This window comes from Microbacterium ureisolvens, assembly GCF_019511645.1.
In the GTDB taxonomy this organism is placed as follows: domain Bacteria; phylum Actinomycetota; class Actinomycetes; order Actinomycetales; family Microbacteriaceae; genus Microbacterium; species Microbacterium ureisolvens_A.
The window spans coordinates 196,801-223,376 of sequence record NZ_JAEUAX010000006.1; the positions used below are offsets into that span (position 1 = coordinate 196,801).

Below are 26,576 nucleotides of genomic sequence, written 5' to 3' on the forward strand. Positions count from 1 at the left end.
CGCTGTTCGTCCGCCACGGTCGCCGGCAAGCAGCGCCTCATAGGCTGGTCGCCATGGACGCGCCGGAGCCTCAGACACCCTTCGAGCCGGCCTACATGTCCGTGCGGGAGCTTCTCGCCTCATACGTCGCGATCCTCGATGAGCTCACGCGGCGCGGTGTCATCCGCACACGCAACTCACCGCTCGGCGATCTCGCGGAGACTCTGGCAGTGAGAGCTTATGGAGGCACGCTGGCGCCCAACTCCCAGAAGAGCTACGACGTCCTCACACGCGACAACCGCCGCATCCAGGTGAAAGCCCGGCTGGTAACCCGATTGGACAAGCGCTCGCAGAACTTCTCGGCGTTCAGATCCTGGGACTTCGACAGCGCCCTTTTCCTTCTCTTCGATACCAACACCTACGACCTCATCTGGGCCCGCGAGCTCACGCTCGAAGAGGTGCAACGCATCGGTCGGCGCGTGGAGCACACCAATTCCTCCGCGATCCTCGTTCGCGACGTCGCCGCGGTGGGCAAGGAAGTCACGTCTGTGTTCTCGTACGCATTTGACGCGATCGACGAGCCGCCGAACACCCATAGCCCGATCAGCTGAGTCCGAAACCGCCACGCATTGCCGCCGCGGTCACCGGCGCCGTCGCATCCGGGGCAGGTTCGACAGCCCGCCGCGCCGCGCGGCCGAGGTCGATCTGCGCGGCGCGGCGCGAGTCCTCGATGGTCGGCTCGGGAACGCCGCGCCGCATCGAATCGGCGAACTCGTCGCGGGCAGTCTTCGCGCTCCCCGCGACGACGAGCGCCTCGTTCCAGACCCGCCCGCGGGTGAGGCCGACGTAGAGTCCCGCGGCGTCGACGCCTGGGCCGACGATCGATGCGTCGACCGTCTCACCCTGGATCCCATGCACGGTCGACGCGTACGCGAGGTGCGCGTGCTCAGCCGCGTACGAGGCCAGGATCGACCGGCACTCGGTCGAGTCGGCGACGTTGACCAGCGAGATGCGGTCGTCGTCGATGCCGGTGATGATCCAAGTCGCACGGTTCTGCACGCCGGCGTCGCGGTCGTTGCGACGCGTCTGGATGACGTCGCCGACCAGCATCCGTTGGCCGCCGCGACCGAAGGCGACAGCATCCGCTCGCATGTCGCCCGCCTCGAGCCGTCGCTCCTGGATCGCCCCGCTGATCGCGTCGGCGTCGTCGTTCGTTGCGACGACCAACGCGACTCGCTGTCCCCGCCCCGCTCGGTCGAGCCAGGCGCCGACCATGGCATCGTGTGCGGCATCCGTGCTGGTGACTCGCGTGACGTGTCCTCGTTCGTCGAGCTCGGTCGCCACCGCCGCAGTCTCGGTCTCGCCCGAGGCGCTTCGCAGGCGCAGGGTGAGCTCGCCGTACTCGGGATCGGCGAAGCGGTGCACTGCACGCAGCTCGACGACGTGGTCGGCATGGCGGGTGAGCAGCGCCATCGCGCCGACGTGGCCGACCGGCGCGGCCTGGCGCGGGTCGCCGATCATCGCGACGCCCGCGCCGGTCTGCGCGAGCACCCGGGCGAGCGCGTCGGCGCTCTGCAGGTCGACCATTCCGGCCTCGTCGACCACGACCCGGTCTCCGGGCCGCAGGACGAACCGCTGCGGTCCGAGGTAGCGCAGCCCGGTCGCTTCGTCGATGTCGCCCGGCTCCAGGTGCGTCCAGCGTTGGCTGCCCGCCGCGTCCTCGGTCCAGCGCCATCCGTAGTCGGCGAGCAGCGCGTGCAGGCTTGAGGCCGCGACGCCCACCTCGCGCTCGGCGACGACAGCGGCCTTCTTCGTCGGCGCGACCAGCAGTACGGCCCGCCGCTGCAACGCGAGCGCGTCGCGCGCGACCCGCAGCAGCGTCGTCTTGCCAGAACCCGCAGGACCGGTCACCGACACGAGACGGCTGGTTCCTGCGATGGCGGATGCCGCAGCCAACTGCGCCTCGTCGAGCCCGCTACGCTCCCCCGCGCTGCGGCCGGCGATCGCGCGCATCTGGTCGGGATTCGGCAGCGCGCCGGGCGCCGCCAGTCCGGCGAACCAGTTGTCGACGCGGATCTTGAGCCGCGCGGTCTCGATGGCCATGAGCGCCTTAATGTGCGCTGGTTTGTCAGCGTCTTGCGGCACCAGGTCGATCGTGTGGACGAGGGCCCGCGCAACGACGTCGTCGATCAGCTCATCGAGCATCGAGCGGTCGGCTGAGACACCGCTGCGCGAGACGGATCGGATGGCGCCGGCTCGAACATCCCAGGGCGAGAACCGGCCGCTGGACGAGACCGATCGGGCGTCAGCATCCGCTATCGCCATCTGCGCGAGCAGATCCCGGTCGAGTTGTCCGATCGGCCGCGTTTCGAGCCGCGCCGGGCGGCGATGCCACAGCAGCAACGGGTCGATTTCAGCCAGCTCGGCGCGGACGCGCTGCTCCCACTTCGCCTCGTCGAGGCCGACGGGTTTGCCGGGGCGCCCCTGAGCCCACGCGAGCGCGTCGATGTGCCGCAGATCGTCGGCGCCGGGCTCGCGGCCGGGGTGGTCTGCGCGCCAGGCTTCGATGAGCCGCATCCGGTTGGCGTCGATCTTGTTGGAGCGCCGCGACAGCGGACGCACCAGATGCGCGAGCTGCGCGATCTCGCCGTCGTCGTCGAGGGTGTACCCGTGCTCGGCAAGCGCCGCGATCCAGCGCGGGTCGGTGCGCGCCGCGAGCTCGCCCTCGGCGTTGATGACAGTGTGCAGCTTCATCGCCACCCGCGAGTCGAGGCTCGACCACTTGCCGTCGACGGCCTGCACCTTCATGTTCAGCCACAGGTGGCGATGAATGTGCGGGTCGAGCGCACGCGAGCGCCGGTGCTGCAGCTCTACGACTTCGACCCGCGAGATATCTTCGCGGATGCTGCCACCATGCCCGCGACGCGCATTCAGCTCGCGCTGCCAGAGCGTGATGGTGCGGTCGCGCATGCAGTCTTGCAGGGCTTCGAACTCGGCGGCCAGTTTGGGGTCGAGCAGGGCGGCGATGCTGTACGACTTCGGGAAGTTGATCGTGCCGTCGAGGAGCAGGTCGCTGTTCTCGGAGCGAAGTACAAGCCCGCGCGGTTCGCCGGTTGCGGGGTTCTCGCCCTGGATCCAGCGACGCAGCGCGACTCCGTCGAGTTCGTCGCGCGCGATCACGCCGTCGACCACGATGTGGCGGGTGACGGTCGCAGTGTCGGCGTAGCGTGCCGCGTTCGAGGCGCCGAGCGGTTCGCGACGGTGCGCGTCGCAGGTTCCGTCGAACGCGTAGGAGATGGCGTTGCGGATGCCGCGGGAGTCAGCTCCCCTCTTCCAGCTCCGCAGTCCGCCGCGCATGCGAGCAGAATACATGCGCAGGCGTGTCACCACCAGGCATGGTGCCTACGTGCATTGCCTCTTAGTTCTCGTTGGTCGCCTCGTCTTCGTCGTCTTCGTCGTCTTAGTTGTCTTAGTTGTCTTAGTTGTCTTAGTGGTCTTCGTCGTCTTAGTCGTCTTCGTCGTCTTGGTCGTCTTCGTCTCTTTCGTCGGCTTCGTCTACGTCTTCTCGTCCCTCGTCGCTAGCGCGATCGGCGCCGTCCTAACTCGTCGAATGAGGCACCTGATCGTCTGAGACGATCGCGCCGGCTTAGCGGACATATTCGGCTACCAGACGATGCGGACCCGATCCGGTCGCCCGTGCATGCACGGAAAGGGACCGACCACCGCGCCGGACACGAGCAGGCGCGACTACGTCGGTGGTGGAGAGCCGCAGAGAAATCTCCATTCGGCAGCGCTGGAGCGCCCACGCGACGAACGGCCACGGCGGAAACGTCGAGCTTCGCGCGCTCGACCCCGGAACCTACCGCCCCAGCACGACGCTTTTCCACAGAGTGATACCCCGGGCGTACGATGTCCTCAGGACGGAGCTGCTCGGGCCTCGGGGGCGACCTCGGGGCCCTCATCCGTTTCAGGAGGCCAAATGCGTTACAAGGTCGTAGTGACCAAGGTCGAGGTGGCCGAACTCTGGGTGAGGGCAACCGATGAGGAAGCCGCCGCACAGAAAGTTAGAGACGAACTGACCACATCGTGGGCCTACGCCGGTCACTGGGAAACGAAAGCCACCCAGGTCGACGTGGTCGCATCAGACCCGGAGCCGATGGCGCCCGGGCCGCAACCGGTAGCGCCGTCGGGTCCGATGCTTCTCAAGCTCAAAGATGCAGCGACCGAGCTCGGTATCTCCTACGGAACCCTGCACGCGCTGATGAAGGACGGCGGCATCGAGTACACCAAGGTGGGGTCGGGCAAGTACATCTCGCGGGCGTCGCTTGCGGCTTTCATCGAGGCGAACACCCAGCGGTAAGATCAAACAGCTGGCCTCCGTAGCTCAGTGGAAGAGCCACTCCGTCCTAAGGAGCGGGTCGGGGGTTCGAATCCCTCCGGGGGCACCAAACTTCACAGCGATGCGCGCTGAGGGACCGCCTTTCGTCCGGAACGTTCGCTTCGCGACGCGCGTGAGCTTGCCGACATGACGGGGAGCTGTGGCCTATCCGTGCAGCGGTCCTCCCGGCGCCGGCCGATGGTGGGAGGAACGTGTGCACGCTGTACGGTCGGGGGTGTGGAATTGGTCGACGACAAGCTGCACATGGCGCTGACCTATGTCGACACGATCGAGCGCACCGGAACGCCGCTAACGATTGAGGCGTTCGATGGCTTCGCGGTCCACCCCACGCCAGTCCCAGGGCGAGAGCGGTCCTCTTACCTGGCGGCGATACGCGACGAGATGCTCAGCGAGTACTACTACGAGCCAGGGGAGAGTCCGAGCGCGTTTCTGTTGCGATCACAATGGATCCGACTTGTTGGTGGCTCCGTCCGACTCACCAATCTTGGGAAGGCCGTTCTGCGCCACGCGCAAAGACCGCAACTGCAGAGGGGTATTGAAGGGCCGCTCACCGTCACAATTGATCCTGACGACCCCCTTGCATACCTCCGCGTGTTCGACCTGCTAGGAGGTGCTGGTGCCGGTCTGCTCGTCGACCCATACATTCGCTTCGAGGAACTCTTCGATCTGGCGGAACTCACACGCGTGGACCGAGTTCTGACATCCAACCGAGTGGATCGAACAGGGCTACGACTGAAGCAACTCTCTCGCACACTTGCCCAAGCCGAGATGACAGTCGAACTGCGCGTGCTCGCTCCGGAGCACCTCCATGATCGCTTCTACATACCCGACACAGGAGACATCTATCTGTTGGGCTCAAGTCTCAACAGCATCACCGCTCGTCCTGGTGTCATCGCTCCGATCGCGGATCACACTGGATCGGAAGCTCTACGCGATGCCTACGCGAAGCTGTGGCGGTCGGCTGACGTGCTTCCGCCGAGCAGCCGAGACACCGCGGCGGGGAGTACGCCGGCGTAGGCGTCACGGGCGCTTGTTTCACTCGGAGCGAGCCTTCGTGCGCGTGGCAGCACCGCGTATGGGCGAGTCCCACCACATCGACGTAACAGCGAGACCGAGCCCGGTGGACGCAAGACCGCGGTCGATCGCGGATCGATCGGCTCGCATGACCACTCGCAGCAGCTTGCCCATGCGGCAGAGTTGCCGCATGAATGCGTTGCAATGGTTGAGCACCGTGGTGATGTCGAAGGACACGTGTGCGGTGCTGACCGCGATCTTCCCGCTCGCACTGTTAACGGTGGTCCTCGAGCGGCGAGCCATCCACCTGAACATCCGGCGGCAGCCATGGTTCCGATGGGCGACCCAGTTCATTCTTGCGGCGAGTGCGGTCGGTCTGGTGCTAACAGTCCTCGGCGTTCAGCTCAGCGGCCTCAAGGTGCTCTTCGGCATCGTCGCATGGATGACGTGCGCGATCGTCGTAATCGGGCTCCCACTCACACTCCTCGCCGCGTTGGCGACCGCCGAAATGGACGAGGACCGCGAGAGTTCAGCGGGCAACGGCTAACCGAACCGCTGGCTCCACGCTCGCCCGGCGATTCGGGTGCCTCGATGACCGATCGGCCTTCGAACGTCGAGGAAATCAGGGAGCGTTCCTCGCCGGCGGCGTTAACCAGCCTCGAACAAGAGCTTGATGTCACGACTGAACGATTCCCCGCCCTGGTGCCATACAACGCGAGAGTCGGTCCCCTTACCAAAGGGGACGAATGCCGTGAACGTGCCCGCTTCGCCAACCGCGAGCGTCGGCCAATGCGGAGCCGTCTCCGCCTGCAGCTCCGGGGAGACGAACTCGACGCGGACTTCCTCGGCAGCTACCGGCCCGAGGTTGGTGACAGTCCAGCTCGTTCGTCCGCCCGCGAGCCGCCCTGTCATGTACTCGCCAAACTTCTCGCGCGGGCTGTGAGACGTCTCGAAGCGGACCGCGATAGTCGTAGCAACGGCAGACGGAGTTGCGGCGTACCGACGGCGCAGCCACCGGTCAATCCGCCCTGGCACCGCACGCACCCAGTGGAAGATTCGCCGTCCCCAGAATGATGCCGTGACCACACCCGCTACGAGGATCAAAAGGCTGATCCATCCGGCAGGGTCCTCATCGAACTTCTCCACGAACCATGACCAGGGATCCACGCGGCGAGCCTAGCTGTTCCCGCCGACACGGCAGCGGTCGCGAGGGTGCAGGGCGTCACTCACGACGACGGCCCGACGAGGGAACCCGGATCGCGCTCGGCGCCAGCACGCTTGAAATTGCCGTTGAGTGACGACCTCGCGACCTACCTCACGTTCGTGGGGCTTCCGCGGTCCAGGGCGCGAGCGCAGGGAAAACTGCCGCACGCTGGTCGACTGGCTTGCGCGCGACGGTCGGGATCGCCGCTATGCGAAGGTCTGTGCTCCGCGGCGGAGCGCCGACCACGACGACGCAGCGTCCACGACGGACTCTGACGCCAACATGTAGCCCCAGCGGTCGGATACACCCGAGTCCTCGTTGACAGTCTGAACCCACGCGCGCGCCGCGTCCCGCTTGGCTTCGACGACAGGGCTTCCCATCTCGGAGTCGCGCTTTCCCTCGAGTATCCAGTGGATGCGATCTTCGTCGATCACGATGAAGTCCGGCTCGTATCGACGCCCGAATGCTCCCATCGAGTAGTCGATAGTGAGCGGCACAGTCTGGTCGACTCGAAGCCACGAATCGACCCCTGAGGTTGAGTCGAAGAGCTCGGCGAGGCGAAACTCAGTTGAATAGGCATCGAATCGCGCGACGTTGTAGTAGGAGCGTTGCCATCCCGAGTACGGGTAGTTGCGCACAAACGACGTTGAGGAAGTCACCAGGTGCCGATCGGCGGGCGGGACGACCTCCAAGCGCTGTATTGGTTCTGGCCATTTGAGCAAGGTCACGTTGGTCTCGACCCACGTCTGACCGGCGGCCTGACGCTGGCGTATCCACTCGGTTAGCCTTGCAGTCGCCAATCGTCCGTGCTCGGGTCGCCAGGGCGTGTGCTCGGTGACACGCGCGCCGGCGAGGAAGGCCTGCGCAACTCCCTGTGCAGCGTTCATCTCGATGACCGAAGCCTCGATGCCATCGGTGCGGAGCAGTCGCGCGACGAGGTCGGTTTCGATGGAGTCGAACGCAATAAGCTGCGCGCTCGCGGCCACGCGATCAAGTTGTTCTGAAAGCACGACGCGAGTGCCGCCGACAAGATCGTGTTGCGCGTTTAGCGCCGTTCGGCGCAATGTATCCCCGTCGTCATTCGCGAACTGGCGGCCGAGTGCCTCGACTTGTGTGAGGTCCAACTCACGAAGTGAGAACCGCGCGCGACGCGTCGACTTCGTGATCTTGGGTAGAAACAACGGGAGGGTACCCGCTCTCGCCGACGTCGGTTCGAGAACCCGAGAGAGCGTGTCTGTCGATTCCCGTGCTGCCGAGGCTCGCGCCTCCACGGTCGAGAAGAGGAGTCCGGGGTGAGTTTCGGTGGGTGAGTCGTTAGCTCCCGACCGCGAAGGATCGCGGAAGGAACTGACGGCACCCGTCGGCCCAGGCAGACGGAACTCGACGGCGGACGCGCTGTCAGCAGTGGTCGCTACTCCTCCGTCTGCCCCGACCGACACACCGGTACGCGCAACGCCTCCCACAGGGTTCGTCACCATGGTCACTTCGTCAGTCCGCTCGCCGAGCGTTTCCTCGAGCAGAACCCGGGCCTGTTTCAGCAGCGCGGAGAACGACCGATGCGAAAGAACCTCGACGGTATCCAACATCGGATTGCCAGTCCTGGAGCCGAACGGTAACCGCAGCCCGCGGCCCAGGATTTGCTCGGTAAGCAGTTGCGACTCGAGCGATCTAACGGAGGCGATGACGTAGACGTTCTTTACGTCCCAGCCTTCCTTGAGCATCCCCACGCTGACTACGGCGCGGATGACCGAATCGGGATCTTCAAGCGTGTCCAGGAGAGCCAGAGTCTTATCCGGCTCTTCCGACGTCACGAGCAGTAGCTGTTCGCTCGCTCCAAGCATGTCGGGACCGGCCAGAAGATCCCGAATCTGGTTTGCTTCCTCGATGGTCGAGGCGACGACGAAGAGTATCGGTTCGACATACGGTTTCCGGGTGAGCTCGCAGTACGCGCGCATTGATTGCGCCTTCGCGTCGAGGAGCGTCAGCCCGTCGGCCAATTGCGTGCGGAGGTCGGAGATCCCGTCGCGACGTGACACGAGAACCGGAATCTTCACGTACCCGTCAGCGATCGCTGATGACAACGGATAGCGATACACGACTTGCGGTTCACTCGCTTCGTGCGGCGTTGCGGTTAGCCCGATGAGGGCGAGCGGGTGGAGTTCGTCAATTGCGGACTGGAATCGCTTCGCGTTTCCCGAGTAATACACGTGGTGCTCATCCGCAATCACGACCAAATCGTCGGCAGCCTGAAGGTAGTCATAGAGCGCGACGCCGATGGATTCGTGTTCGCGATGCGCCCGCCTGGCGTCGTTGCTGTTTGGTCGCAGGAGAGATTGCACGGTCATGACGAATACCTTGAACCGATCCGCGTCCTCGAGCGCCGATCCCACCTCGCCTCGTTCCAGAGTGTCGAGGGTCACTACGAGCGGGTTGGACTGAAGCCCGCGCAAATACTTGCGGTGGCCGGGGGTGAGGTTGTCGACGGTCTTGCGCTGGATCGTCGAACCTGGGGTAACAACAAGGACGTTGGAAACGCCAGCCGCGTACAGGTAGTCGAGCAGGCCCCCGGCAACGAACGTCTTCCCCACCCCTGTCGCAAGATCCGCGACCAGCTCCGCCCCGACGGCCGAGGTTTCGAGGGCTCGGGCGATCGCGTCGAGGGCGTCTCGGTTGGGATCGCGGAGATCAAGCGTATGGGCCACTTCGTCGACGAGGTGCCCATCGTACGCAATGCTCATTGGTCGACCTCTCGCCTTGCTCGCCTACGTGCCCTGAGGGCTGAAGCGCTCAGAAGATCTCGGGGTGCCTTCGTCACTTTCGACCCTTTCGACAGTGCGCCGAGCAACTCGGCTGCTCCATCGAGAATCGCGCGACCGACAACCTCAACTCGCTCTCCATCGTCTAGCGCCTCGACTACGGCCTGAATTTCCTCGCTACCAATCGCGCCGTCGAACACAGCGAGACGCATGCGCCCTCGAGTCCCACACAGTGGGGTTGCCGCAGACTGGAACTCATAGCCCAGCTGGCCAGCGACGGCACGACTGAAGGCGCCATTGGTCGCGTGCTCGGAAAGCAGAACTCCGAACGGTGTGTCCACATACATGGACGGCCCGACCTCGATGAAGTTGAACCCGCCACCGCCTGACCAATGCAGTCGGTCGCTGATACCGCCGCTGTCCTCTCCCGCCACCACTGCTTCAAGCCGTGGTCGCGTGAAATCGTCGATCGTGTCAGACAAGATCTCGGTCGTGATCCAGCGCCGCCCCATCTTGTGGGCTACGGCGGCTGTGGTGCCAGACCCAGCAAAGCAATCGAGGACGATGTCTCCCACGTCGGAGCCGATGTGCAGCACTCGATGGATCAACCGCTCCGGCTTGGGCGTGGAGAAGGCGTCCTGCCGGAAGAGCTTGCTAATCTCCGCCTTAGCCTCGCGGTTGTTCCCAACGTCTTCGTGCAGCCAGACGGTGTTTGGCACCAGATCGCCGAGTTCGGACTTGAAGCGCTTCCGAAACGGGAAGGAACGGCCCGACTTGCCCCACCACACACGGTCATCCGCAACGAGTGCATCGAAACTCTCGCGTGAGGTGCTCCACGGCCGCCCCGGCCGCGGGGAGAACTTGTCTCCATGTGGGCCTACGACTTCGTAGTGGCCGTCGGCGTAGGGCTTCGATGCGGTGAGATCGCTCCTGCGCCATAGTCCTCGCGGGTCATCGTCCGGGTTCCAAAAATCTCCGTCGCTCTTGGCAGTCCTCTCGACACGATTAGGTCGCCACTTCGTCGCGTCCTTGGCAAACACCAACATGAAGTCGTGGTCGGCCGAGAAGTGCTGCGCACTGTTGTTGCGGGCGTGAATCTTTTGCCAGACGACTGTCGTGATGAAGTTTCGCGCACCGAAGATCTCGTCCATGAGCGATCGCATACGGTGCTGCTCTACGTCATCAAGATGTACCCAAACCGATCCGTCGGGCGAGAGCAAGTCTCGGATCAGCAGAAGACGTTCCCGCATGAAAGAGAGCCAGGTCGCATGCTCGAGCCAGTCGTCGTAGTGCGCGAATGCCTGCCCCGTGTTGAACGGCGGATCGATGTAGACCTGCTTGACCCTTCCTCGGTAAAGCCGTCGGTATTCGGGCACCTCGCTCAGGACCCGCAAGACATCGAGGCTGTCCCCCCTGAACAGCAGATTGTTATCCAGGGGGTCCTCGACGCAGACCTGTCCGAATGACGCGATCACGTCGGTGGTGCGGACCTCGAAAGCCGCGGGATGATCGCGCTCAACCCAGACGGGCTTACCGTCGTCGTCTTTGGGCACCAACAGGAACTGGTCCTTGCCTGGCCAGATCAGTTCAAGCCTCGTCACTCGGCGAGACTACCCAAGAACGAAGCGACACATGGTAACCGCACTCAACGTGCCTAGGCAATCGTTACGGTGATCCCCCGGGGCAGTGCGATGAACGGCCGGCTGGCGGAGACGCTAGCAGGCAACGATAGGCTCGGCGACATGACGGATGAGGCAACAGGCGCCTTCGTGCCGAGCCATGCTGAGGCTGACCGGCCAGGTGATGAAGATCTGATCCTCACCGACGAGGAGTTCGACGATCTCGAGACGGCGGAGGCCGTCGTTACTCCGATCAGTTATTCGGGACAGGACTTCGACGTCGATGGCCTGGTACGCCGCCTAAACAAGGGCGACATCGTCGTTCCGAGCTTCGGCCTGGAAGACGATGGGGTCGAGACCGCCGGCTTCCAGCGGGGTTTCGTTTGGACCCGCAAGCAGATGGACCGATTCATCGAGTCTCTCCTGTTGGGGTACCCCATTCCGGGACTCTTCCTTGTGCGCCAGCAGAGCGACAAGAGATACCTCGTGCTGGATGGGCAGCAGCGATTGAAGACGCTGCAGGCATTCCACAAGGGTGTGCACGACGGCAAGGTGTTCGCGCTCATCAACGTTGCCGATCAGTTCCGCAACCTCACCTATGAGAAGCTTCCCGAACCATTACGTCGCACGCTGGACGACGCATTCCTCCAGGCGACGGTTGTGAGCACCGACGGCTCTCGCGAGTCCCTCGAGGCGGTCTACCAGATCTTCGAACGACTCAACTCCGGCGGAACCCAGCTCACACCACACGAGATCCGAGTCGCACTCTTCGCCGGCCCCCTTATCGGAGAACTCGAACGGCTGAACAGCCTCCCGTCCTGGCGGTCGATGTACGGAGAGAAAAAGAACCCACGACTGCGCGATCAGGAGCTAATCCTTCGCGTATTGGCCCTATTCACGGATCTCGACCGATACTCACGCCCTCTCAAGGGGTTCCTCAACGACTACGCCGGCGAGCATCGAGAAATGGATGACGCGGTCGTAGGTGCTTCCACTGCCTTCGAGCATGCGTCAGATCTGCTAGCGCGCGGACCAGGTGCTTCAGCATTCCGTAAGGGGTCGGGCCAGGTTAATGCCGCGCAGAGCGAGGCGATAATGGTGGGGCTGATGAACAGGATCACGAAGGCGCCAATCACACCGGAGGCGGTCACCGACGCGGTGATCAAGCTCACCACCGATCCTGAGTTTGATGCCACGACAACCCGATCCACCGCCGATGAGCTCGTCGTCCAGACCAGAATCCGTATCGCGAGCGATACGTTCAGCGAGGCGTGATGGTATGGCCAGGCGCGTGGCCTTCGCATGAGCTAAGTAGCTCGCGTTCGCGACTCGAGGAGCTACGTGTCGAGGTTGAAGGCATCGACGCGGATGCGTCGAACGAGACTGAGCAGGGAATGACGCGGTTCCTGGTGGTGCGGGCATGCGGGCATATCGAATTCACGTTCGACGAAGCCTTCTGCGCGTTCGCTGAGAGCAAGTCAAGCCCGCACGTCGCCTCATTCGTCCGTACTCAGTTCTTTCGGGGCGCCAACCCCTCGCCCGACCGAATCGGTCAGACGCTGCGGCGGCTCGAAGCAGTGCGGGCCGATCGGTTCGATGCGCTCATCGACGCAGACGACCAGCGGCTACGCCGCGAGCTGTCGTTCCTCGTCGATCGAAGAAACAAGATTGCTCACGGGCAAAGCGAGACCGTAAGGCGACGAAAGGCACTCGATCTCGCAGACGTCGCGCTCGAGCTCGGCGATTGGATCGTTGCTGAGCTAGACCCTCGCTAGCCCTTCGATTCAGCTCATCAGCACTCACTGGCGAGATCTTCGGTCAGGCGGTTGGCCGCGGATGATGCGCCGAGCGCGCCAATCGCCGAGCGTTTGGAGATCTCACGGACGACTGTGATCAAGGCGATGACTCCGCTTCGCCGCCACGGTAGGGGCGGAAGGCGACGCCGAGGCGCAAACGCCTGAGTCAGCCCACTCCATCGGTCGGCCAGCGCACGCGCAGGGATGCCCTTTGCGTGGCTCGAACTACGCGGCGCGGAATCGGGTTTCGTGGTGCCACTCGAGCGCGTCGCGATCGGGCGCAAGATGTGGGTTCTCCGGCACGCGGATCTTGAAGCCGGCGGCCTCCTTCTCGTAGAACTCGACACCGTTCCAGCCGCGGGCTCGAAGCGCCGGACTCACCCGAAGCCGGAGGTCGGCGTCGATGCCGACGTAGCCACGGTCGTAGAGGGTGTGCACGTCGGACCTCAATAAGAGGGCGTTTGGCACTTCGTGTGTGCCTGCGGCGTGCGCGTAGTCGCGGATGTGCGCAGCTTCCAGGCTCGGGTACGTCTTGCTGCCCGTCACCGCGCAGCGGAAGTTGTACGCTTCGTCAACCGCCCGACGAAACCGGCCCTGCCCCATCCGCGGCTTGCTCAGGACAGGTTCGCCGTACTTGGGCCCGTCCCACTCGATCACCGTGCTGCGCAGGTCGGTGTCCCAGCGATAGTCGACGCGGGCATGACCCTGCATCAATTGAAAGGCCTGCAGCACGTACTCCGAGTCGGGCTTGCGGCGCGGGCCGAGCGTCTCGTAGCCCTCAATCGTCACGTTGTTGAGCGACCAGTTCGGCGGCTGCGGGAGTTCCTCTCCGCGGGGTGCGAAGAACGCGTTGCGCAGGATGATGCAGCCGATGTTGGGGTCGGGATCGTCCGCCCACTGCTTGCTCGCGCGGTATGCCCGCACGCGGTCGAGCAACTCCTGTTCGGTGGCAACGCCGTTCCCCTGCGCCCAGATCGCCCATGCCTCGCTGACGGGCATCTCGAAATAGTCCTCGAAGAAGCCACCGCCCACGAGTGAGTAGCCGGGTATGTTGACGTCGCGAAAGGCCGCGGGACGCTTCGTCTTGAATAGGAAAGGCCCGCCTTCGGGCAGCGCCTTGAATCCGTGCGGGGAGGGCTGCCAGAAGTTCACATCCGTGATCGCAGCGTGGTCCCGCAGGAACGCGGCCCAGCGGTTGTCTGTGACTCCCACAACGATCCGCACGCCAAGATGCTAGCGGCCAACGCGAGTTGCGCGTTCCCGCCACGACTCAGTCCCGCGCATACGGCTCCCACCAACGGGCGATGCGCGGATAGGGATCGGCGACGAACGAGTTTGGCGGTGGTCTATGCGAAGCTGCTGGTCATCGCCGTGGAGAAGAGTGACACCCACACCGCCGTTGGTTGATTTTCGTGAGCGCGGTGACCGCCGCGCTCAGCGTCATCGTGACCGTCGTGTACTTCTTCCAGCCGTGGCGTAGCTGCGACTACAAAGACACCTCAGCTGGGTGCGCGGTGCTCCCCGCCGACGCGAATGTCATGCTCATCGCCATTCTGGTCGCGCTCGCGGCAGCCCCCGTGCTCGTGATCTCGCTCCTCGCCAAGGAGAAAGCTCACTCCCGGTAAATGAGAGGACGCGCGGCCAAGACCTCGGACCATCGCCCGCAACACCCCATCAGCGTGCACTGCCCGGATACGGATCGAGTGATCGCGTCAGGCCGAGGGCTTCGATTCGGCGAGGAGTACTTCGGCTCCTTCCAGCGTGCTGCCGTCGAGACAGCGGAGGAAGTCGTCCTCCGTCATGACTTCGATCTCTTGCCCCTTGTCCTGCAACTCGAACGCCTTGCGGGCTTTGCCTGTGACGTTGGAGCCGGGTCGGAGTACGGCCGGATTGATGTCGCCCACGACGAGGACGTTGGTTCGCTTGGTGGTGGTTTGTTCCGGAATCGCGCCGACCTTGGCACACTCCTGGCGGGCAGTGTCTCGCGTCATCGACATGAGGGTGCCGGTGAACACGACGACTCGGCCATAGAGGTATCCGCTCGGGTCGGCGTCGGCGTTCACCTCAATCGGGGTGAAGTTGCGAGTACCGTGGCCGCCGCTCGAGACGGCGACGCTGCCCCGGTAGATCCCGGAGCCCATGCGTCCGATGCCGACGCCGAGAGAGCCCGCCAACTCGAGCAGATTGGCTGCTTGCTGCTGCTCGGCCAATCGCGTGGCAACGTCCACGACGACAGTCGCGTCAGCGAGCGCGTCGTGGTGGTCCTCGAATGGGATGCCCATCGTCTCGGCGAGGAACGGCAGGCGGTAGGTGGGGAGCGCCATCGCGCGGCGAGCCATGACGAGGGTGCAGAGGAATCTCATCTCGGGCCATTCGATGTTCTCCAGAGCGCAGGCGTACCGGATCACGCCGAGGTCGAAGCCTGCGTTGTGAGCGACGACCACGTCGTCGCCGATGAAGTCCACAATGGCCGCTAGGATGTCCCTCCACCGCGGGGCGTCCGTCACCATCTCGGCGGTGATCCCGTGGATAGCGATGTTCCAGCCATCGAACCAGTCAGCGCCCTCGGGCGGCCGGATCAGCCAATGCCGACGCCCGACGATCTGCCCGTTTCGCACACGGACCAAGCCCACAGAGCACGGGGAACCCCGATACGAGTTGGCGGTCTCAAAATCGATCGTTGTGAAGTCGAGCATCCTTCACGCCACCCGTGTCTCAGTCGTACGAGTCGTAGTCATTGCAACCCTTTCGCCCTCGCCCCCAGATCGGGCCGACGAGAGCTGAGTCTGCCGTACCGACGACGCTCATTCCGGCGAAGACACGTCGATTGTGGATGCGAACCCTTCCGGTGATGTCCCAGGTGGCACGCAGTCGTCCCTCATCTGGGCACCGCCCGCAGGGGATCGATACAGTGGCGCCGTGACCGCCGTCCTCACTATCGATCTTGCAGATGTCGACAGATACGCCGACGCACTCAGTGCGGCAGCCAAAGCGATCGCGACCGGCGACGTCGTAGAGGCGCGCGAGATCATCGGACCGATCGCCTTCGAACGCTGGGAGGGGCGGCTCCGCTACGCAGCAAATGCTGGCACAACCTCGGATCCGGTCGAGCGCCGCGCCCGCGACGTCACCGACCGAATGCGCGCGCAGGTCTTCCTTCGTGACGAGATGACCTGCACGTACTGCGGCGGGCGATGCATCCCGAGGAATGTCCTCGTCGCGTTCAGCGACCTGTTCCCTGACGAACTGCCATACCACCAGAACTACCGGCGCGGTGCGATCCACCCGATGTACTGGGCGCTTGCACCGGAAGCGGACCACACACTCGCTCACGCACGCGGCGGTACCGGCGACATCGCGAACCTCACGACCCTCCACACTATGTGCAACGCGCGCAAGTCGGACTCGCTCGTCACTGAACTGCCCACGGTCGACAGGCCGGCGCACGTGGTCGGATGGGACGGCCTCCTCGAGGCCTACCGGAGCATCGTCGCGCTTGGTAACTCTCACGGCCGGCGACACTCGGCCGCCGGCTATCACCGGCGATGGCTACGGCACTTCTCACTAGAACCCGTGTAGGCGTCGCCGCTCACTCCAGCCTCCCGATACGCGCTCGGCAACCTCAATCGAGAACGCTGTGGCCTGCCCGCGACCCACCCCTCTCGCGCATTGCCCGCTTGCGGATTGCCAGTAAGGACACCACTACGTGACATGTCGGTGGCGTGCGCGAAGATACGCACGTGTCGTTCAGTACTCGCCCGAGGCCGGCAGTCGCAGGTGATCTTCCCTCCGTGCTCGCGCTCGCGCGAGCGGAATTCGACGACACAAGCGTCGTCACCTCCCGTGACCTCGCCGGCTGGGTCGAGCACAAGACCCCCACGCTCGTCGTTCACGACGAGACCGGCGGGCTAATCGGATACGCTCGCGCAAAGCCCAATCAAGCGTTCGGCGTATCTCGGTCCGACGGCCAGACGGCCATACTCGCGCACATCGCGGTAGTTCCGGAGCATCGTGGTGTGGGGATCGGGCGATCGCTTCACGACCGAACTCTGCGGACGCTAGCGATGCTGGGTTTCAGTCGAGTGTTCGCGCAGGTGCCGGACGACTTGTCGTCGTGGTACAAAGAGCGGGGGTGGACGGTTCACCCACCTGGCGAGGTCGTCGCTTGGGTCGAGCCTCCCAACGTCCAAGACGACGAACTGATGCCGAGCGCGAGCTCGAGGACCTTCTCGCCCATTCTGTGCATGGAGTTCCTTCCGAGGTACCCCGTGCTCGCTGAGCGTTGGATTGGCGATGCACGACCTCTGCTGAACTGGACCCTGGACGGTCGCGCCAGTCCTGAGCTGCTCCAGCCGCGTGTCGGCGAAGCTCTGGCGGGATTGCTCACTCGCGAGCCCGACCTGGCCGCGCGATTGCCGCAGGCACTATGTGACGCGGTAGTCGGCACGGACGCCGAGAGCCCTCTCGCGAGAACTCTTCTGGCTCTCGGCCGGTAAGGGTTAGGCGCAGGCGCATCGCCCCGAGCCGGCTCGACGTTTCTTACGCGCCGCGGGGTTCGCATGAATGAACGGAATGCGCGCCGGGGGCGCCGCTAGCGTCCGTCGCGCGTTAGGGGATCACGTTGGATGCTGCGGGTTACCCAGGCGTCCAGATCGGACGGGACTGTGCGCGCTCCTTGAATTCAGTTCTCACTGCCCGGTTGCTGAGGAAGTAGGGGTGCGCTGAGTTGTGGTCGGTTCAACGCGGGCCAGGTGGCCGAGATAAGGCTGGGTTCAACCGTCCACGATGAGTCGTGCTCGAAGATGGCGACGCGAGCATGGCGGGTCCTCGCCGGCAACTCGATCTGATCGATAGGTTGATCACGTGTCGTCGCCCGCCTTCCGCCTGCGCGCTGGTGACGTCGTCACGCGCGCAGAACTCGTGGTGGAGTACGGCGGGAGTGTTCAGTCTGGCGGCATCGTTCCGAGCAACACGTCCAACTCCGTCTTCGTGTTCACTGACCCGGCCGAGGGCACACAGTTTGGCTACGTCTACGACGGCTTCTCCCCCGACGGGAGCGCGTTCCACTACACAGGTGCTGGGCGCGACGGGGACCAGAAGCTCAGTGGCAGCAACTCCCCGATCCTGACCCACGCCGCGAAGGGCCGCTCGCTCCATGCGTTCAGCGCGGCGGGCGTCGTGGCGGGATCGAGCACGAAGCTTCAGCGATACATCGGTGAGTTCATCCTCGACCCTGAGATGCCGTTTGAGCGCATGCCGGCACTCGATCGCGGCGGAGCTCTGCGCACAGTCCTCGTCTTCCGGCTACTCCCGGTGAGCGCGATCCCTGATGACATCGTCGAGTTGGTTGGTTACTCGGGAGTCGCGCGCGAGCCGCATGCCATCTCCGTTCCGGTCGAGATCAACTCCACCGAGTTCTTCGAGACGGCGGATCGCGCAGGTGGAATGGCGGTGCGGCGCGAGTCGCAACTTGTTGACGAGTTCATCGCGCATCAAGTCGGGCACACCTTCTCTCGCTGGGCGATCAACCTCCCCACCGAGCGCACCCGGCTTCTCACCGACATTTATGACGAGGCCGATCACACCCTGTACGAAGCGAAGGCGATCGCCGGCCGCTCAGACCTCCGCATGGCGGTTGGTCAGCTCTACGACTACCGCCGCCATGTACACGTCGAAGACTTGCGCTGTGCGGTCCTTCTTCCTGAACGTCCCACCGCTGACCTCCGGGATCTTCTCCACGATGCCGGACTTGGGCTTGCCTTCCGCGAGCAGAGAACCTTCGTGGTTGAGCCGCCCAACACCTCAGATCGAGGAGAGCGGCTGTACCAGTGACACGGCGTTTCAACGTGGTCGGCGCGGTCATCGTGAGCGACGAACGTGTGCTCGCAGCGAAGCGAGGGCCGAGCGGAAGCCTGCCCAACATGTGGGAGTTCCCCGGCGGAAAAGTCGAGGACGGCGAGTCGCCGCGAGAGGCGCTCGCTCGCGAAATTGGCGAGGAGTTGCTCGTCGACGTCAGAGTCGGCGAGGAGATAGTCTCGACGACTCACGACTACGAGTTCGGGGTCGTGACGCTGACCACGTACTACTGCGAACTCCGTTCCGGGACGCCGCAGCTCACCGAGCACGCGGCGCTTCGCTGGCTCACGCCGGACGAGCTCTCTTCGGTGGAGTGGGCGCCGGCTGACCTGCCAGCAGTCGAACGCGTCCGCTCGGATCTTCGAACCGGATAGGTAAGGTGGCTTTCCGCCCGTCTTGTCAGGCGCCGCGGCGGCCCCAGCCCACCCTCGCATCCGTCGCGCGGAGTGCGGTGACCGTGGAGTAACGAGACCCGGAGCGCCAGCGGAGGGCCGCGCTTACGCCGCTGTGAGTCTTGACGAGGCTGGTCTGGGACTGGCTGGCTGAGTGGTGTTGGTCGCCTTCGTCTGGTCGTGACTGACTATGCCGTTGGCCCTTCATGGGCCTTGCTTTCGACATGTCCGTCCGGGCGAGGGCGGCCGGCGCCTCCCGGTCCACCTCGATGGCCTGATTAGAAGCCTGCTCGACCCCCTTCCGGGGATTGTGGCCCGTCACAGTGATGCCTCGATGTGGCTCTCTCCCGGCCGGCGCCGGCCGTCGCGCGGCCGAGCCCGTATTCCATCGAGGAAGGACCGATCCGCAATGACGATCGTCGCGCACTCCCATCCATTCGTCATCGGCGTGGACACTCACGCGAAGACACACACCTATGCCGTCGTACAGACGACGTCCGGTCAGCTCCTGGGCACCGAGGAGTTCCCGACCACCCCGCAAGGCATCGCTCGTGCAATGAGCTGGTCCGGCCGTCTGACCGGAGGCGACGCCGCAACCCTGTGGGCGATCGAGGGCATCGCCACCTACGGGGCAAGACTGGCCCGGGCCGCAGCCGAGAGCGGCTACGCGGTGGTCGAAGCACCCCGGATGAACGCGAAGACCCGGCACGGGGTCGGCAAGTCCGATCCGTTGGACGCGCGCGCAATCGCCACAGCGGTCCTTCCGGTGGAGGAGGACCGGTTGTGTCGTCCCCGCGCCGACGACGGGACCCGTCAAGCGCTGCGTGTGCTGGTCGCCGCCCGCGATCAGATGGCGGCCGAGAAGACGATGAACATCAACGCGCTCATCGCACTGCTGCGAGCCAACGAGCTCGGCATCGATGCCCGCAAGCCGCTCATCATGGATCAAATCGGGCAAGTGTCGCGATGGCACCACCGGACCGAGCCGCTCGCTCTCGCCACTGCACGGCACGAGGCGATCCGCCTGGCCCACCGCATCCTTGATCTCCACCACGCTCTGGGAGAGAACTATGCGCGCCTGACCGAACTCATCACCGCAAGCCCCGCCGCGCCACTGCTCGAGGAAACCGGCGTCGGTGCTTACACCGCTGCGGTCATCCTCACCGCGTGGTCGCACCCCGGCAGAGTCCGAAACGAGGCCGCGTTCGCATCCCTCGCCGGCGTGAACCCCATCCCCGCTTCCAGCGGCAACACCACGAGGCACCGCCTCAACCGGGGCGGAGACCGGCGCTTGAACAGAGCGTTGCACTTTGTCGCGATAACCCGCATGAGCCGCGACCCTGCGACCAAGGCTTATGTCGCCAAGCGCGTCGGCGAAGGACGCACGCGATCTGAGATCCGCCGTTGCATCAAACGCTACGTCGCCCGACACCTTTACCGAACCCTCAACGTCCTCTACGACGATGCACTCGGAACCGCACACGCCTCGGACTCCGCCCTCGCTCCGACAATCGGCTGATCAAGCGGGGAGGGGGCGACGTAGTGCCCGAGCGAGCGATGCTAAGCGCCGCTCGCAGCGCAGCGGAGAGCGGAGTCTGCAAAAGCGAACGACAGGAACGGAGTCGTCAACGCCCCGCTACACTCTCGCCGTCTGAGGGAGATGAGCGGCTACCCCAACCCCGTCCAAACGAAGAAGGCGTACACACCGTTGGATAGCTCTGCCGCGGCGTAAGTCACGACTTGGCCATCAGGATCGGCGGCGAGGTAGACGTCTGCCGAGTGCCGCTGCTGAGGATACGAGGGATGTGCAACGGGTATCGCCCGCCGCGATCCAGACCACTTCTGCCGCCATGGATCGACGCCGCGAATGTCGATCGGCTCGCCCTCGCTCACCACGCCAGCAAGCTCCCAACCGGGAGGCGCTAACACCAGTATCCGCTCATGCTGACGAGCCTACGACCGGCGCGACATCGGATCAGCAGATCCGACGTATTGATGCACGCGGACGTGCTCAGCGTTGACAAACATAGAAGCGTCGAAAGCACTGCACGGAGCGTGGCGGATGTGCGACACTGACGAAGGAGCCGTGGTGCCCTTCGGTAACGACGGCGTCGACCAGCAGCATCCCTCATCGCTCCGACATCGGGCCCTCGCGGCAGCAGTTTTGCCCACACTTTGCCCACACTTTGGCGAGAACGACCCCGAATCAGCCGGATCGAGACGGGTCGACGAACCCCGAAAACCCACGGAATTCCGCGATTCTCGGATCGAAACGGATCGAGGCGGCGACCATGTGGCGTGATTCGACTCCCGCCGTCGCGTCCGATCTGGAAGGGCTGCTCGTGCTGCGGGCACGCGTGCGGGCAGCGAGCACGAGAGCGGGCAGCGAGCACGAGAGCGAACCCCCAGGCCGAGCGTGCGCGCGAGGATGCCCACCGCGCCCAGAAGGATCGCCACCTCCGCCATACTCTGCGCGCCCGCAGTACCGACGACAGCTCACAGCGACTGCGGCAGGACTCCGGCCGGCGATTCTCGGCGCAGGTATCGTTTGAATCATGGAGCCGGTCACGCTGGGCGATGATGAGGTGCTGCTCAGCAGACCGGTGGAGGACGACATCGCCGCCCTCGTCGAGCACTGCGCTGATCCGGAGATTGTCGCGTTCACCACCGTGCCCGTGCCCTACGACCGCGACTACGCCACGAGGTACGTTCAGGAACTGGTACCGCAACGCTGGGCCAGTGGCAAGAAGCTCGTATGGGGGATCCGGCGCCGCCAGCTACCGGGCCGCTTGCTCGGCGTCATCAATCTGTTCGACGTAGATACCGGTCGTGGTACTGCGGAGGTGGGCTATTGGCTGGCCAAAGAAGGCCGCGGTAAGGGAATCGCGACGAGGGCAGTGTCGATCGTCCTCGATTACGCGTTCCTGGCGGAGTCGGCTGGAGGGCTCGGCCTGTTCCGCGTGCAATGGACGGCCGCGGTGGAGAACGCGGCGTCGCGTCGCGTCGCGGAGCACGTCGGCCTCAGGTACGAAGGCTTGCTGAGAGGCGCGCTCGTCCTGCGCGGGCGCCGCACCGATGCTCTGCGTGCGGCGGTTCTCGCCTCCGATGAGAGGGTGCCGCAGGAATGGGTGATAGCCGACGAGGCGCTCCACACCCTCTCCCTTCCGGGACCGTACAACTGAGGTCACGGCGCCGCGTACGGCGCCCCGGCGCCGGGCGCACTCCCTCAAGCGACAACTCCACGAGGGACTGGCCCCCTGCACCTGCCAGAAGCGTGGCGCTTATGCGACGCGAGTCCATGCGCATCTCACGGCAAGCTCGCTCTCGCCGCGCGCAGCCGTCGACCCAGACACTGCCGCTGCCGCTGCCGCTGCGCGAACCCTCGGCCGCCAGGTGCCTGGCAATCGTCTGACTCGGCCAGAGAGCGAGCTGTGGGAACACCTGGCCTCGCGACCCACGCGAGCGGTCGAGTTTCGCTAATGCGAAGATATTTGCTTTAGCCTGATCCCTCCTGTACGCTGACACGTATCGCGAAATTCTTCGCATTAAGGGATAGGATGAGAAATGACCACAAGCACTGACACCACTGTCCGCGACGCCGCGCAGCAGGCGTTCCAGAGCCACCTCGATCTGCTGTCGGCTGGTCGAATCCCCGAGTGGGTCGAGCTGTTCACCGACGACGGGGTGCTGGAGTTCCCTTACGGGCCGGAGGGTTTTCCGAAGGCCGTCACCGGGAAGACCGAACTCTACGACTACATGCGGAACTTCCCCGAGCACTTCGCGGTCGAGTTCAGCGCGCCAGTGTTCCACCTCACGGTCGACCCGACTTTGGTCATCGCGGAGTTCTCCAGCACGGGGCACGCCATCACGACGGGGCGCCCCTACAACCAGCGCTACATCTCCGTCGTGGAGACCGTCGACGGGCGTATCCGCCGCTATGTCGACTTCTGGAACCCGCAGACGGCTGCTGATGCGGTGCGGGGTGGGGTCGATGGCGTGTTCGCGACGATTGAGGCGACTTCCACGGCCGATGCCTGAGCCGCGCACGGGGACGCTGCAGCGTGGATGCAGCGTCCCCGTGCTCACGCCCCCGATAGCCCGTCGACGCGACAGCACGGTCAATAGGATGGCCCGATGAACGACCTCGCAGCCCCCACAGGCGCACGACGTCCCGGAGGTCGAACCGCGCGCGTGCGCGCCGACGTCCACGCAGCTCTCGACGAGCTGCTGCAGGAAGACAGCGCTGCTGATATCACCATCGCCAAGGTCGCAACCCGCTCCGGCGTGCACATCGGCACGCTCTACCGCCGCTGGGGCACGCTCGACGGGATTCTCCTCGATGTCTTGTCCGAGCGCCTCGCAGACCGCTCGCCGATGCCCGATACCGGGACGCTCCGTGGCGATCTTCAGCGCTACGCGGAGCAGGTCTCCGCGGACTTGTCGGGCCCCGACGGTCTGTTGTTCCTGCGCGCGCTCATCACCGTCCGAATGAACGATGAAGAATCGCCCGCCCCGGCGATCGCGCAACGGTTCGAGGACCTGCAGTCCGTTCTCGACCGCGCCGCGCAGCGAGGGGAGCCGGTGCTCGACGCCCAGGCCGTGTTCGAGTTGCTCGTCGCTCCCCTGATCGCCGGACTTCTGTTCGGCGCCGAAGATCCCGACGTCTCTGCGTCGGTCTCCCGTCTGGTCGATCGCATCGAGACCCTGGCTGATTCAGAACGCGGAGCCGCATCATGGGCTCAGGACGGCGCTGTACCGCCCCGGCCGGTGGTTGAACGCTAGCACCGCGTTCAACACGACGGCCCCTGCCGCCGAAGCGAGCACGGTCAGTGGAGAGCTGACGAACAGGGATGCGAGGATCACCAGGGTGTCGATCGTCAGGAGCACCCAGCCGGCGCGAATGCCGAGACGGTCCTGGGCGAGGAGGGCGACGACGTTGAACCCGCCCAAGCTCGCGCCGTGCCGGAACAGGATGAGAATCCCCACGCCTGCGAGAAGGTTTCCGATCAGCAACGCAGCGAACAGGTTGGGCTTGAGCGGCCCGAGGAGCAGTGGTCCGAGCGAGGGCAACGACGCCACACCCACGATGCACACCGCCGACAGGACGGTGAAGCGAGGCCCGCGTGTGATCCACGCCAGGACGAAGAACGGCAGGTTGATGACGGCGAACGCGATCCCGAACGGCACGACGCCCGTGTAGCTGATCAGGAGGGCGACCCCCGCGGTTCCTCCGGTGACGAGCCCTCCCTGCGCCAGGATGTACACCCCGGTCGATGGAAGGACGACTCCGGCGATGAGCGCGAGGATGTCTTCATAGAGCGGATGCCGCGCCTCTGCGCCTCTGACTCTCATCGCCGATCCCACCCCGCCAGTGCCGACACGAAGCGCGCGTTGGCGACGTCGTCGCCGATCGTGACACGGACGCCCTCCGACGGGAACACACGCGCGATGACGCCCTCCCCCCGCAAGGCGGCGCCGAGCGCGCCGGCCCTCTCCGCGGCATCCAACCAGATGAAGTTCGCCCAAGAGCGAGGCAAGGCCCATCCAAGGTCGTCCACTCGCGACGACACGGCATCGCGCCTCTCGATCACGAATCGCACCCGCTCCGCCAGTTCTGTCTCGGCCCCAAGTGATGTCAGCGCCGCGGACTGCGCCACGGCGCTGACACCGAACGGCAGGAAAACTCGTCGCAGAGCATCGGCGACGGTCGGTGAAGTCACGGCGTAGCCGATGCGAAGCCCGGCAAGGCCGTACGCCTTGCTGAACGTGCGCAGCACGCAGACATTCCGGTGAACGCGCACGAGCGCCGCAGAATCGACCCGCAGCGACGGCGGAACGAATTCCGCGTACGCCTCATCGATCACCACCATCACCCGAGAAGGAACCGCCGCCACGAAAGCCGCGACCGCCGCCGCGACCGAGATCGCTCCCGTCGGGTTGTTGGGCAGGCAGAGGACGACGATCTTCGTACTCTCGTCGATGGCTGCCGCGAGCGCGGGAAGGTCCATCTCCCCGGCTGCAGTGAGAGGGATGCCGACACCCGTAGCGCCGCCGGCGCCCACCAGGATCGGGTACGCCTCGAACGATCTCCACGGGTAGACCACTGTGTCGCCGGGGCCGGCATAGGCCGCAACGATCTGCTGCAGGATGCCGACGCTGCCGGTTCCCACCACGACCTGATCCGGGTCAACCCCCCAGCGATCGCCGAGCTCTCCACGCAGCCGACTGGCGTGCATGTCGGGGTAGCGGTGGATGTTGGCTGCTTCCTCCGCGATCGCTGCCGCCACGCTCGGCAGCGGGCCGAAGGGCGATTCGTTGGATGCCAAGTACGCGGCGCCCGATGGAACCGCGGCCCGGGCGGTGGAGTACCGCGGCAAACGCAGCACCCGTGGAAGTGGCTGCGGGATAGTGGTGGTCATGCGGGCACGGCGCTTCGCCCGGCTGCGATGAAGCGGGCGGCGGCATCGGTGGGAATCCGCTCCCGATCGGCGAGATCGTAGGCAGCCTTGATGATCTTTCCCAGCCCGGCGGCACGAGCGTCCACCTCCTCCGCGCCCCACCCCAGCACCTCCCGTCCGACGAGATGAAGCGCGCCACCGGCGTTGGCCACGAAGTCCGGCGCGAACACCACGCCTCGATCGGCGAGCACCTGCGAAGCCGTCGCGTCGGCGAGGGGGTTGTTGGCGGCTCCGACCACCGCATGTGCGGGCAGCGTCGCCGCGACGGAGGAGTCGATGATGCCGCCCAGAGCGCAGGGGGCGAACACATCACACGGCGTGGTGAGGACGTCGGAGGTCGACACGACCGCGTAGCCGCGACGTTCCGCCTCGGCGAGGCGAGCGGGGCTCGGATCGGCGACGATGACTCGAGCGCCATCATCCGCGACGCGCGACGCGAGGTCGGCACCGACGGCGCCGACTCCCTGGATGAGCACGGTCCGGCCGTCGAGCGTCCCCCATCCGAGGTGGGCCGCGGTCGCGCGCATCGCCGAATGCACGCCGAGCGCGGTCGTCGGCGCGCTCGAGCCGACCCCGCCAGCCGCTTCCGAGCGGCCGAATACGTAGCGGGTCTTCCCAGCGAGAACATCCATGTCAGCCGAGGTGGTGTTCACGTCGGGGCCGGTCCAATAGTTGCCGCCGAGCATCTCGATGTTCTCGGCATGGATGGCAAGGATCCGCTCCCACTCACGAGACGTGAGCTGCTCGCGCGGAACGGGGAGCGAGATCACGGACTTGCCGCCGCCCATCGGCAGGCCGCACACCGCCATCTTGAGCGTCATCGCCCCCGCGAGTCGCTGCGCATCCTCGATGGCGGACGCGCGGTCTGCATAATGCGTCGCGCGCGTTCCACCCGCTGCAGGGCCGTTGAGGATGGAATCGAGGCAGATGACGAACTGCACTCCGGTCTCGGGGTCGAATCGACCCACCGTCGACGCTCCGGGCCACTCATCGATCATGATTCCTCCGAATCAGGTTTCATACGAAATCAAAGTATTGCATGCAATAACAGTGCGACTGCGTCTCCGGTAGACCGAGGGCGGCGCGGGGCACAGTCTGGCGCC

At 65.0% G+C, this 26,576-nt stretch carries 24 protein-coding genes and 1 tRNA gene; 16 read left to right on the forward strand and 9 right to left on the reverse strand.

Going from position 1 to position 26,576, the window contains the following annotated elements; translation table 11 throughout:
- Nucleotides 1-53: 53 nt before the first annotated feature.
- Nucleotides 54-590: a DUF6998 domain-containing protein gene (locus JNB61_RS12785; RefSeq protein ID WP_220339854.1), complete on the forward strand. Its 537-nt coding sequence runs from the start codon at nt 54-56 to the stop codon at nt 588-590.
- Here the strand turns inward: JNB61_RS12785 and JNB61_RS12790 are convergent.
- Nucleotides 583-3,336 carry an AAA family ATPase gene (locus tag JNB61_RS12790; RefSeq protein WP_220339855.1) on the reverse strand — a complete coding sequence of 918 codons (2,754 nt, stop codon included), beginning with the start codon at nt 3,334-3,336 and terminating at the stop codon, nt 583-585. The two genes, JNB61_RS12785 and JNB61_RS12790, sit on opposite strands and share 8 nt — an antisense overlap.
- 622 nt (nt 3,337-3,958) lie before the next feature.
- On the opposite strand from JNB61_RS12790, the gene JNB61_RS12795 reads away from it, so the two are divergent.
- The 4 genes from JNB61_RS12795 to JNB61_RS12810 all read left to right on the forward strand — a co-directional run bounded on the left by JNB61_RS12795 (nt 3,959) and on the right by JNB61_RS12810 (nt 5,939).
- Nucleotides 3,959-4,339, forward strand: coding sequence for a helix-turn-helix domain-containing protein (locus tag JNB61_RS12795; protein WP_220339856.1), 381 nt, complete (start codon nt 3,959-3,961; stop codon nt 4,337-4,339).
- A 13-nt stretch (nt 4,340-4,352) separates the two neighbouring features.
- Nucleotides 4,353-4,427, forward strand: a tRNA-Arg gene (locus JNB61_RS12800).
- A 167-nt stretch (nt 4,428-4,594) separates the two neighbouring features.
- Nucleotides 4,595-5,395: a hypothetical protein gene (locus JNB61_RS12805; RefSeq protein ID WP_220339857.1), complete on the forward strand. Its 801-nt coding sequence runs from the start codon at nt 4,595-4,597 to the stop codon at nt 5,393-5,395.
- Nucleotides 5,396-5,540: 145 nt separating this feature from the next.
- Nucleotides 5,541-5,939: a hypothetical protein gene (locus JNB61_RS12810; RefSeq protein WP_220339858.1), complete on the forward strand. Its 399-nt coding sequence runs from the start codon at nt 5,541-5,543 to the stop codon at nt 5,937-5,939.
- Between the two features lie 101 nt (nt 5,940-6,040).
- On the opposite strand, the gene JNB61_RS12815 is transcribed toward JNB61_RS12810, so the two are convergent.
- The 3 genes from JNB61_RS12815 to JNB61_RS12825 form a co-directional block, all read right to left on the reverse strand.
- Entirely contained in the window at nt 6,041-6,559 is a 519-nt protein-coding gene (locus tag JNB61_RS12815; protein WP_220339859.1) for a hypothetical protein, read from the reverse strand.
- Between the two features lie 243 nt (nt 6,560-6,802).
- On the reverse strand, nt 6,803-9,334 hold the full coding sequence (locus tag JNB61_RS12820) for a DEAD/DEAH box helicase (protein ID WP_220339860.1): 2,532 nt from the start codon (nt 9,332-9,334) through the stop codon (nt 6,803-6,805).
- The gene (locus JNB61_RS12825) at nt 9,331-10,953 is read right to left on the reverse strand and encodes a site-specific DNA-methyltransferase (RefSeq protein ID WP_220339861.1); all 1,623 of its coding nucleotides are present in this window, start codon (nt 10,951-10,953) and stop codon (nt 9,331-9,333) included. The genes JNB61_RS12820 and JNB61_RS12825 overlap by 4 nt, the downstream gene beginning before the upstream one ends.
- 141 nt (nt 10,954-11,094) lie before the next feature.
- Between JNB61_RS12825 and JNB61_RS12830 the strand changes: the two genes are divergently transcribed.
- Together JNB61_RS12830 and JNB61_RS12835 are read left to right on the forward strand one after the other, a co-directional pair.
- The gene (locus tag JNB61_RS12830; RefSeq protein ID WP_220339862.1) at nt 11,095-12,246 is read left to right on the forward strand and encodes a DUF262 domain-containing protein; all 1,152 of its coding nucleotides are present in this window, start codon (nt 11,095-11,097) and stop codon (nt 12,244-12,246) included.
- Nucleotides 12,246-12,746: a HEPN domain-containing protein gene (locus tag JNB61_RS12835; protein WP_220339863.1), complete on the forward strand. Its 501-nt coding sequence runs from the start codon at nt 12,246-12,248 to the stop codon at nt 12,744-12,746. Before JNB61_RS12830 ends, JNB61_RS12835 begins: the two co-directional genes overlap by 1 nt.
- A gap of 246 nt (nt 12,747-12,992) precedes the next feature.
- Here JNB61_RS12835 and JNB61_RS20510 read toward each other — a convergent pair whose 3' ends face one another.
- Nucleotides 12,993-13,991, reverse strand: a complete 999-nt coding sequence (locus tag JNB61_RS20510; protein ID WP_220339864.1) for an HNH endonuclease — start codon at nt 13,989-13,991, stop codon at nt 12,993-12,995.
- Between the two features lie 188 nt (nt 13,992-14,179).
- Here JNB61_RS20510 and JNB61_RS12845 point away from each other — a divergent pair, with 188 nt between their 5' ends.
- On the forward strand, nt 14,180-14,392 hold the full coding sequence (locus JNB61_RS12845; protein ID WP_308291262.1) for a hypothetical protein: 213 nt from the start codon (nt 14,180-14,182) through the stop codon (nt 14,390-14,392).
- Between the two features lie 87 nt (nt 14,393-14,479).
- Here the strand turns inward: JNB61_RS12845 and JNB61_RS12850 are convergent, their stop codons facing one another.
- Entirely contained in the window at nt 14,480-15,463 is a 984-nt protein-coding gene (locus JNB61_RS12850) for an exonuclease domain-containing protein (RefSeq protein WP_220339865.1), read from the reverse strand.
- A gap of 223 nt (nt 15,464-15,686) precedes the next feature.
- Between JNB61_RS12850 and JNB61_RS20515 the strand changes: the two genes are divergently transcribed.
- The 8 genes from JNB61_RS20515 (at nt 15,687) to JNB61_RS12890 (ending at nt 23,797) form a co-directional block, all read left to right on the forward strand.
- A complete protein-coding gene (locus JNB61_RS20515) occupies nt 15,687-16,346 on the forward strand; it encodes an HNH endonuclease (protein ID WP_220339866.1) in 660 nt (219 codons plus the stop codon).
- 212 nt (nt 16,347-16,558) lie between these two features.
- Entirely contained in the window at nt 16,559-17,263 is a 705-nt protein-coding gene (locus JNB61_RS12860; RefSeq protein ID WP_220339867.1) for a GNAT family N-acetyltransferase, read from the forward strand.
- Between the two features lie 367 nt (nt 17,264-17,630).
- Nucleotides 17,631-18,599 carry a hypothetical protein gene (locus tag JNB61_RS12865; RefSeq protein WP_220339868.1) on the forward strand — a complete coding sequence of 323 codons (969 nt, stop codon included), beginning with the start codon at nt 17,631-17,633 and terminating at the stop codon, nt 18,597-18,599.
- 14 nt (nt 18,600-18,613) lie between these two features.
- A complete protein-coding gene (locus tag JNB61_RS12870) occupies nt 18,614-18,997 on the forward strand; it encodes a (deoxy)nucleoside triphosphate pyrophosphohydrolase (protein ID WP_308291263.1) in 384 nt (127 codons plus the stop codon).
- Nucleotides 18,998-19,424: 427 nt separating this feature from the next.
- Nucleotides 19,425-20,534 (forward strand): IS110 family transposase, encoded by a 1,110-nt coding sequence (locus tag JNB61_RS12875; protein ID WP_220339870.1) that lies wholly within the window; start codon nt 19,425-19,427, stop codon nt 20,532-20,534.
- 1,036 nt (nt 20,535-21,570) lie between these two features.
- Entirely contained in the window at nt 21,571-22,197 is a 627-nt protein-coding gene (locus JNB61_RS12880; protein ID WP_220339871.1) for a GNAT family N-acetyltransferase, read from the forward strand.
- Nucleotides 22,198-22,579: 382 nt separating this feature from the next.
- On the forward strand, nt 22,580-23,053 hold the full coding sequence (locus JNB61_RS12885) for a nuclear transport factor 2 family protein (RefSeq protein WP_220339872.1): 474 nt from the start codon (nt 22,580-22,582) through the stop codon (nt 23,051-23,053).
- Between the two features lie 96 nt (nt 23,054-23,149).
- Complete coding sequence (locus JNB61_RS12890; protein ID WP_220339873.1) at nt 23,150-23,797, forward strand: TetR-like C-terminal domain-containing protein; 648 nt, start codon at nt 23,150-23,152, stop codon at nt 23,795-23,797.
- Here the strand turns inward: JNB61_RS12890 and JNB61_RS12895 are convergent.
- The 3 genes from JNB61_RS12895 to JNB61_RS12905 are packed head-to-tail and all read right to left on the reverse strand — an operon-like array spanning nt 23,747 to nt 26,471.
- Entirely contained in the window at nt 23,747-24,367 is a 621-nt protein-coding gene (locus JNB61_RS12895) for a YitT family protein (RefSeq protein ID WP_220339874.1), read from the reverse strand. The genes JNB61_RS12890 and JNB61_RS12895 overlap by 51 nt on opposite strands.
- Nucleotides 24,364-25,434 (reverse strand): histidinol-phosphate transaminase, encoded by a 1,071-nt coding sequence (locus JNB61_RS12900; RefSeq protein WP_220339875.1) that lies wholly within the window; start codon nt 25,432-25,434, stop codon nt 24,364-24,366. The genes JNB61_RS12895 and JNB61_RS12900 overlap by 4 nt, the downstream gene beginning before the upstream one ends.
- Complete coding sequence (locus JNB61_RS12905) at nt 25,431-26,471, reverse strand: Glu/Leu/Phe/Val dehydrogenase dimerization domain-containing protein (RefSeq protein ID WP_220339876.1); 1,041 nt, start codon at nt 26,469-26,471, stop codon at nt 25,431-25,433. Before JNB61_RS12905 ends, JNB61_RS12900 begins: the two co-directional genes overlap by 4 nt.
- Between the last annotated feature and the right edge of the window lie 105 nt (nt 26,472-26,576).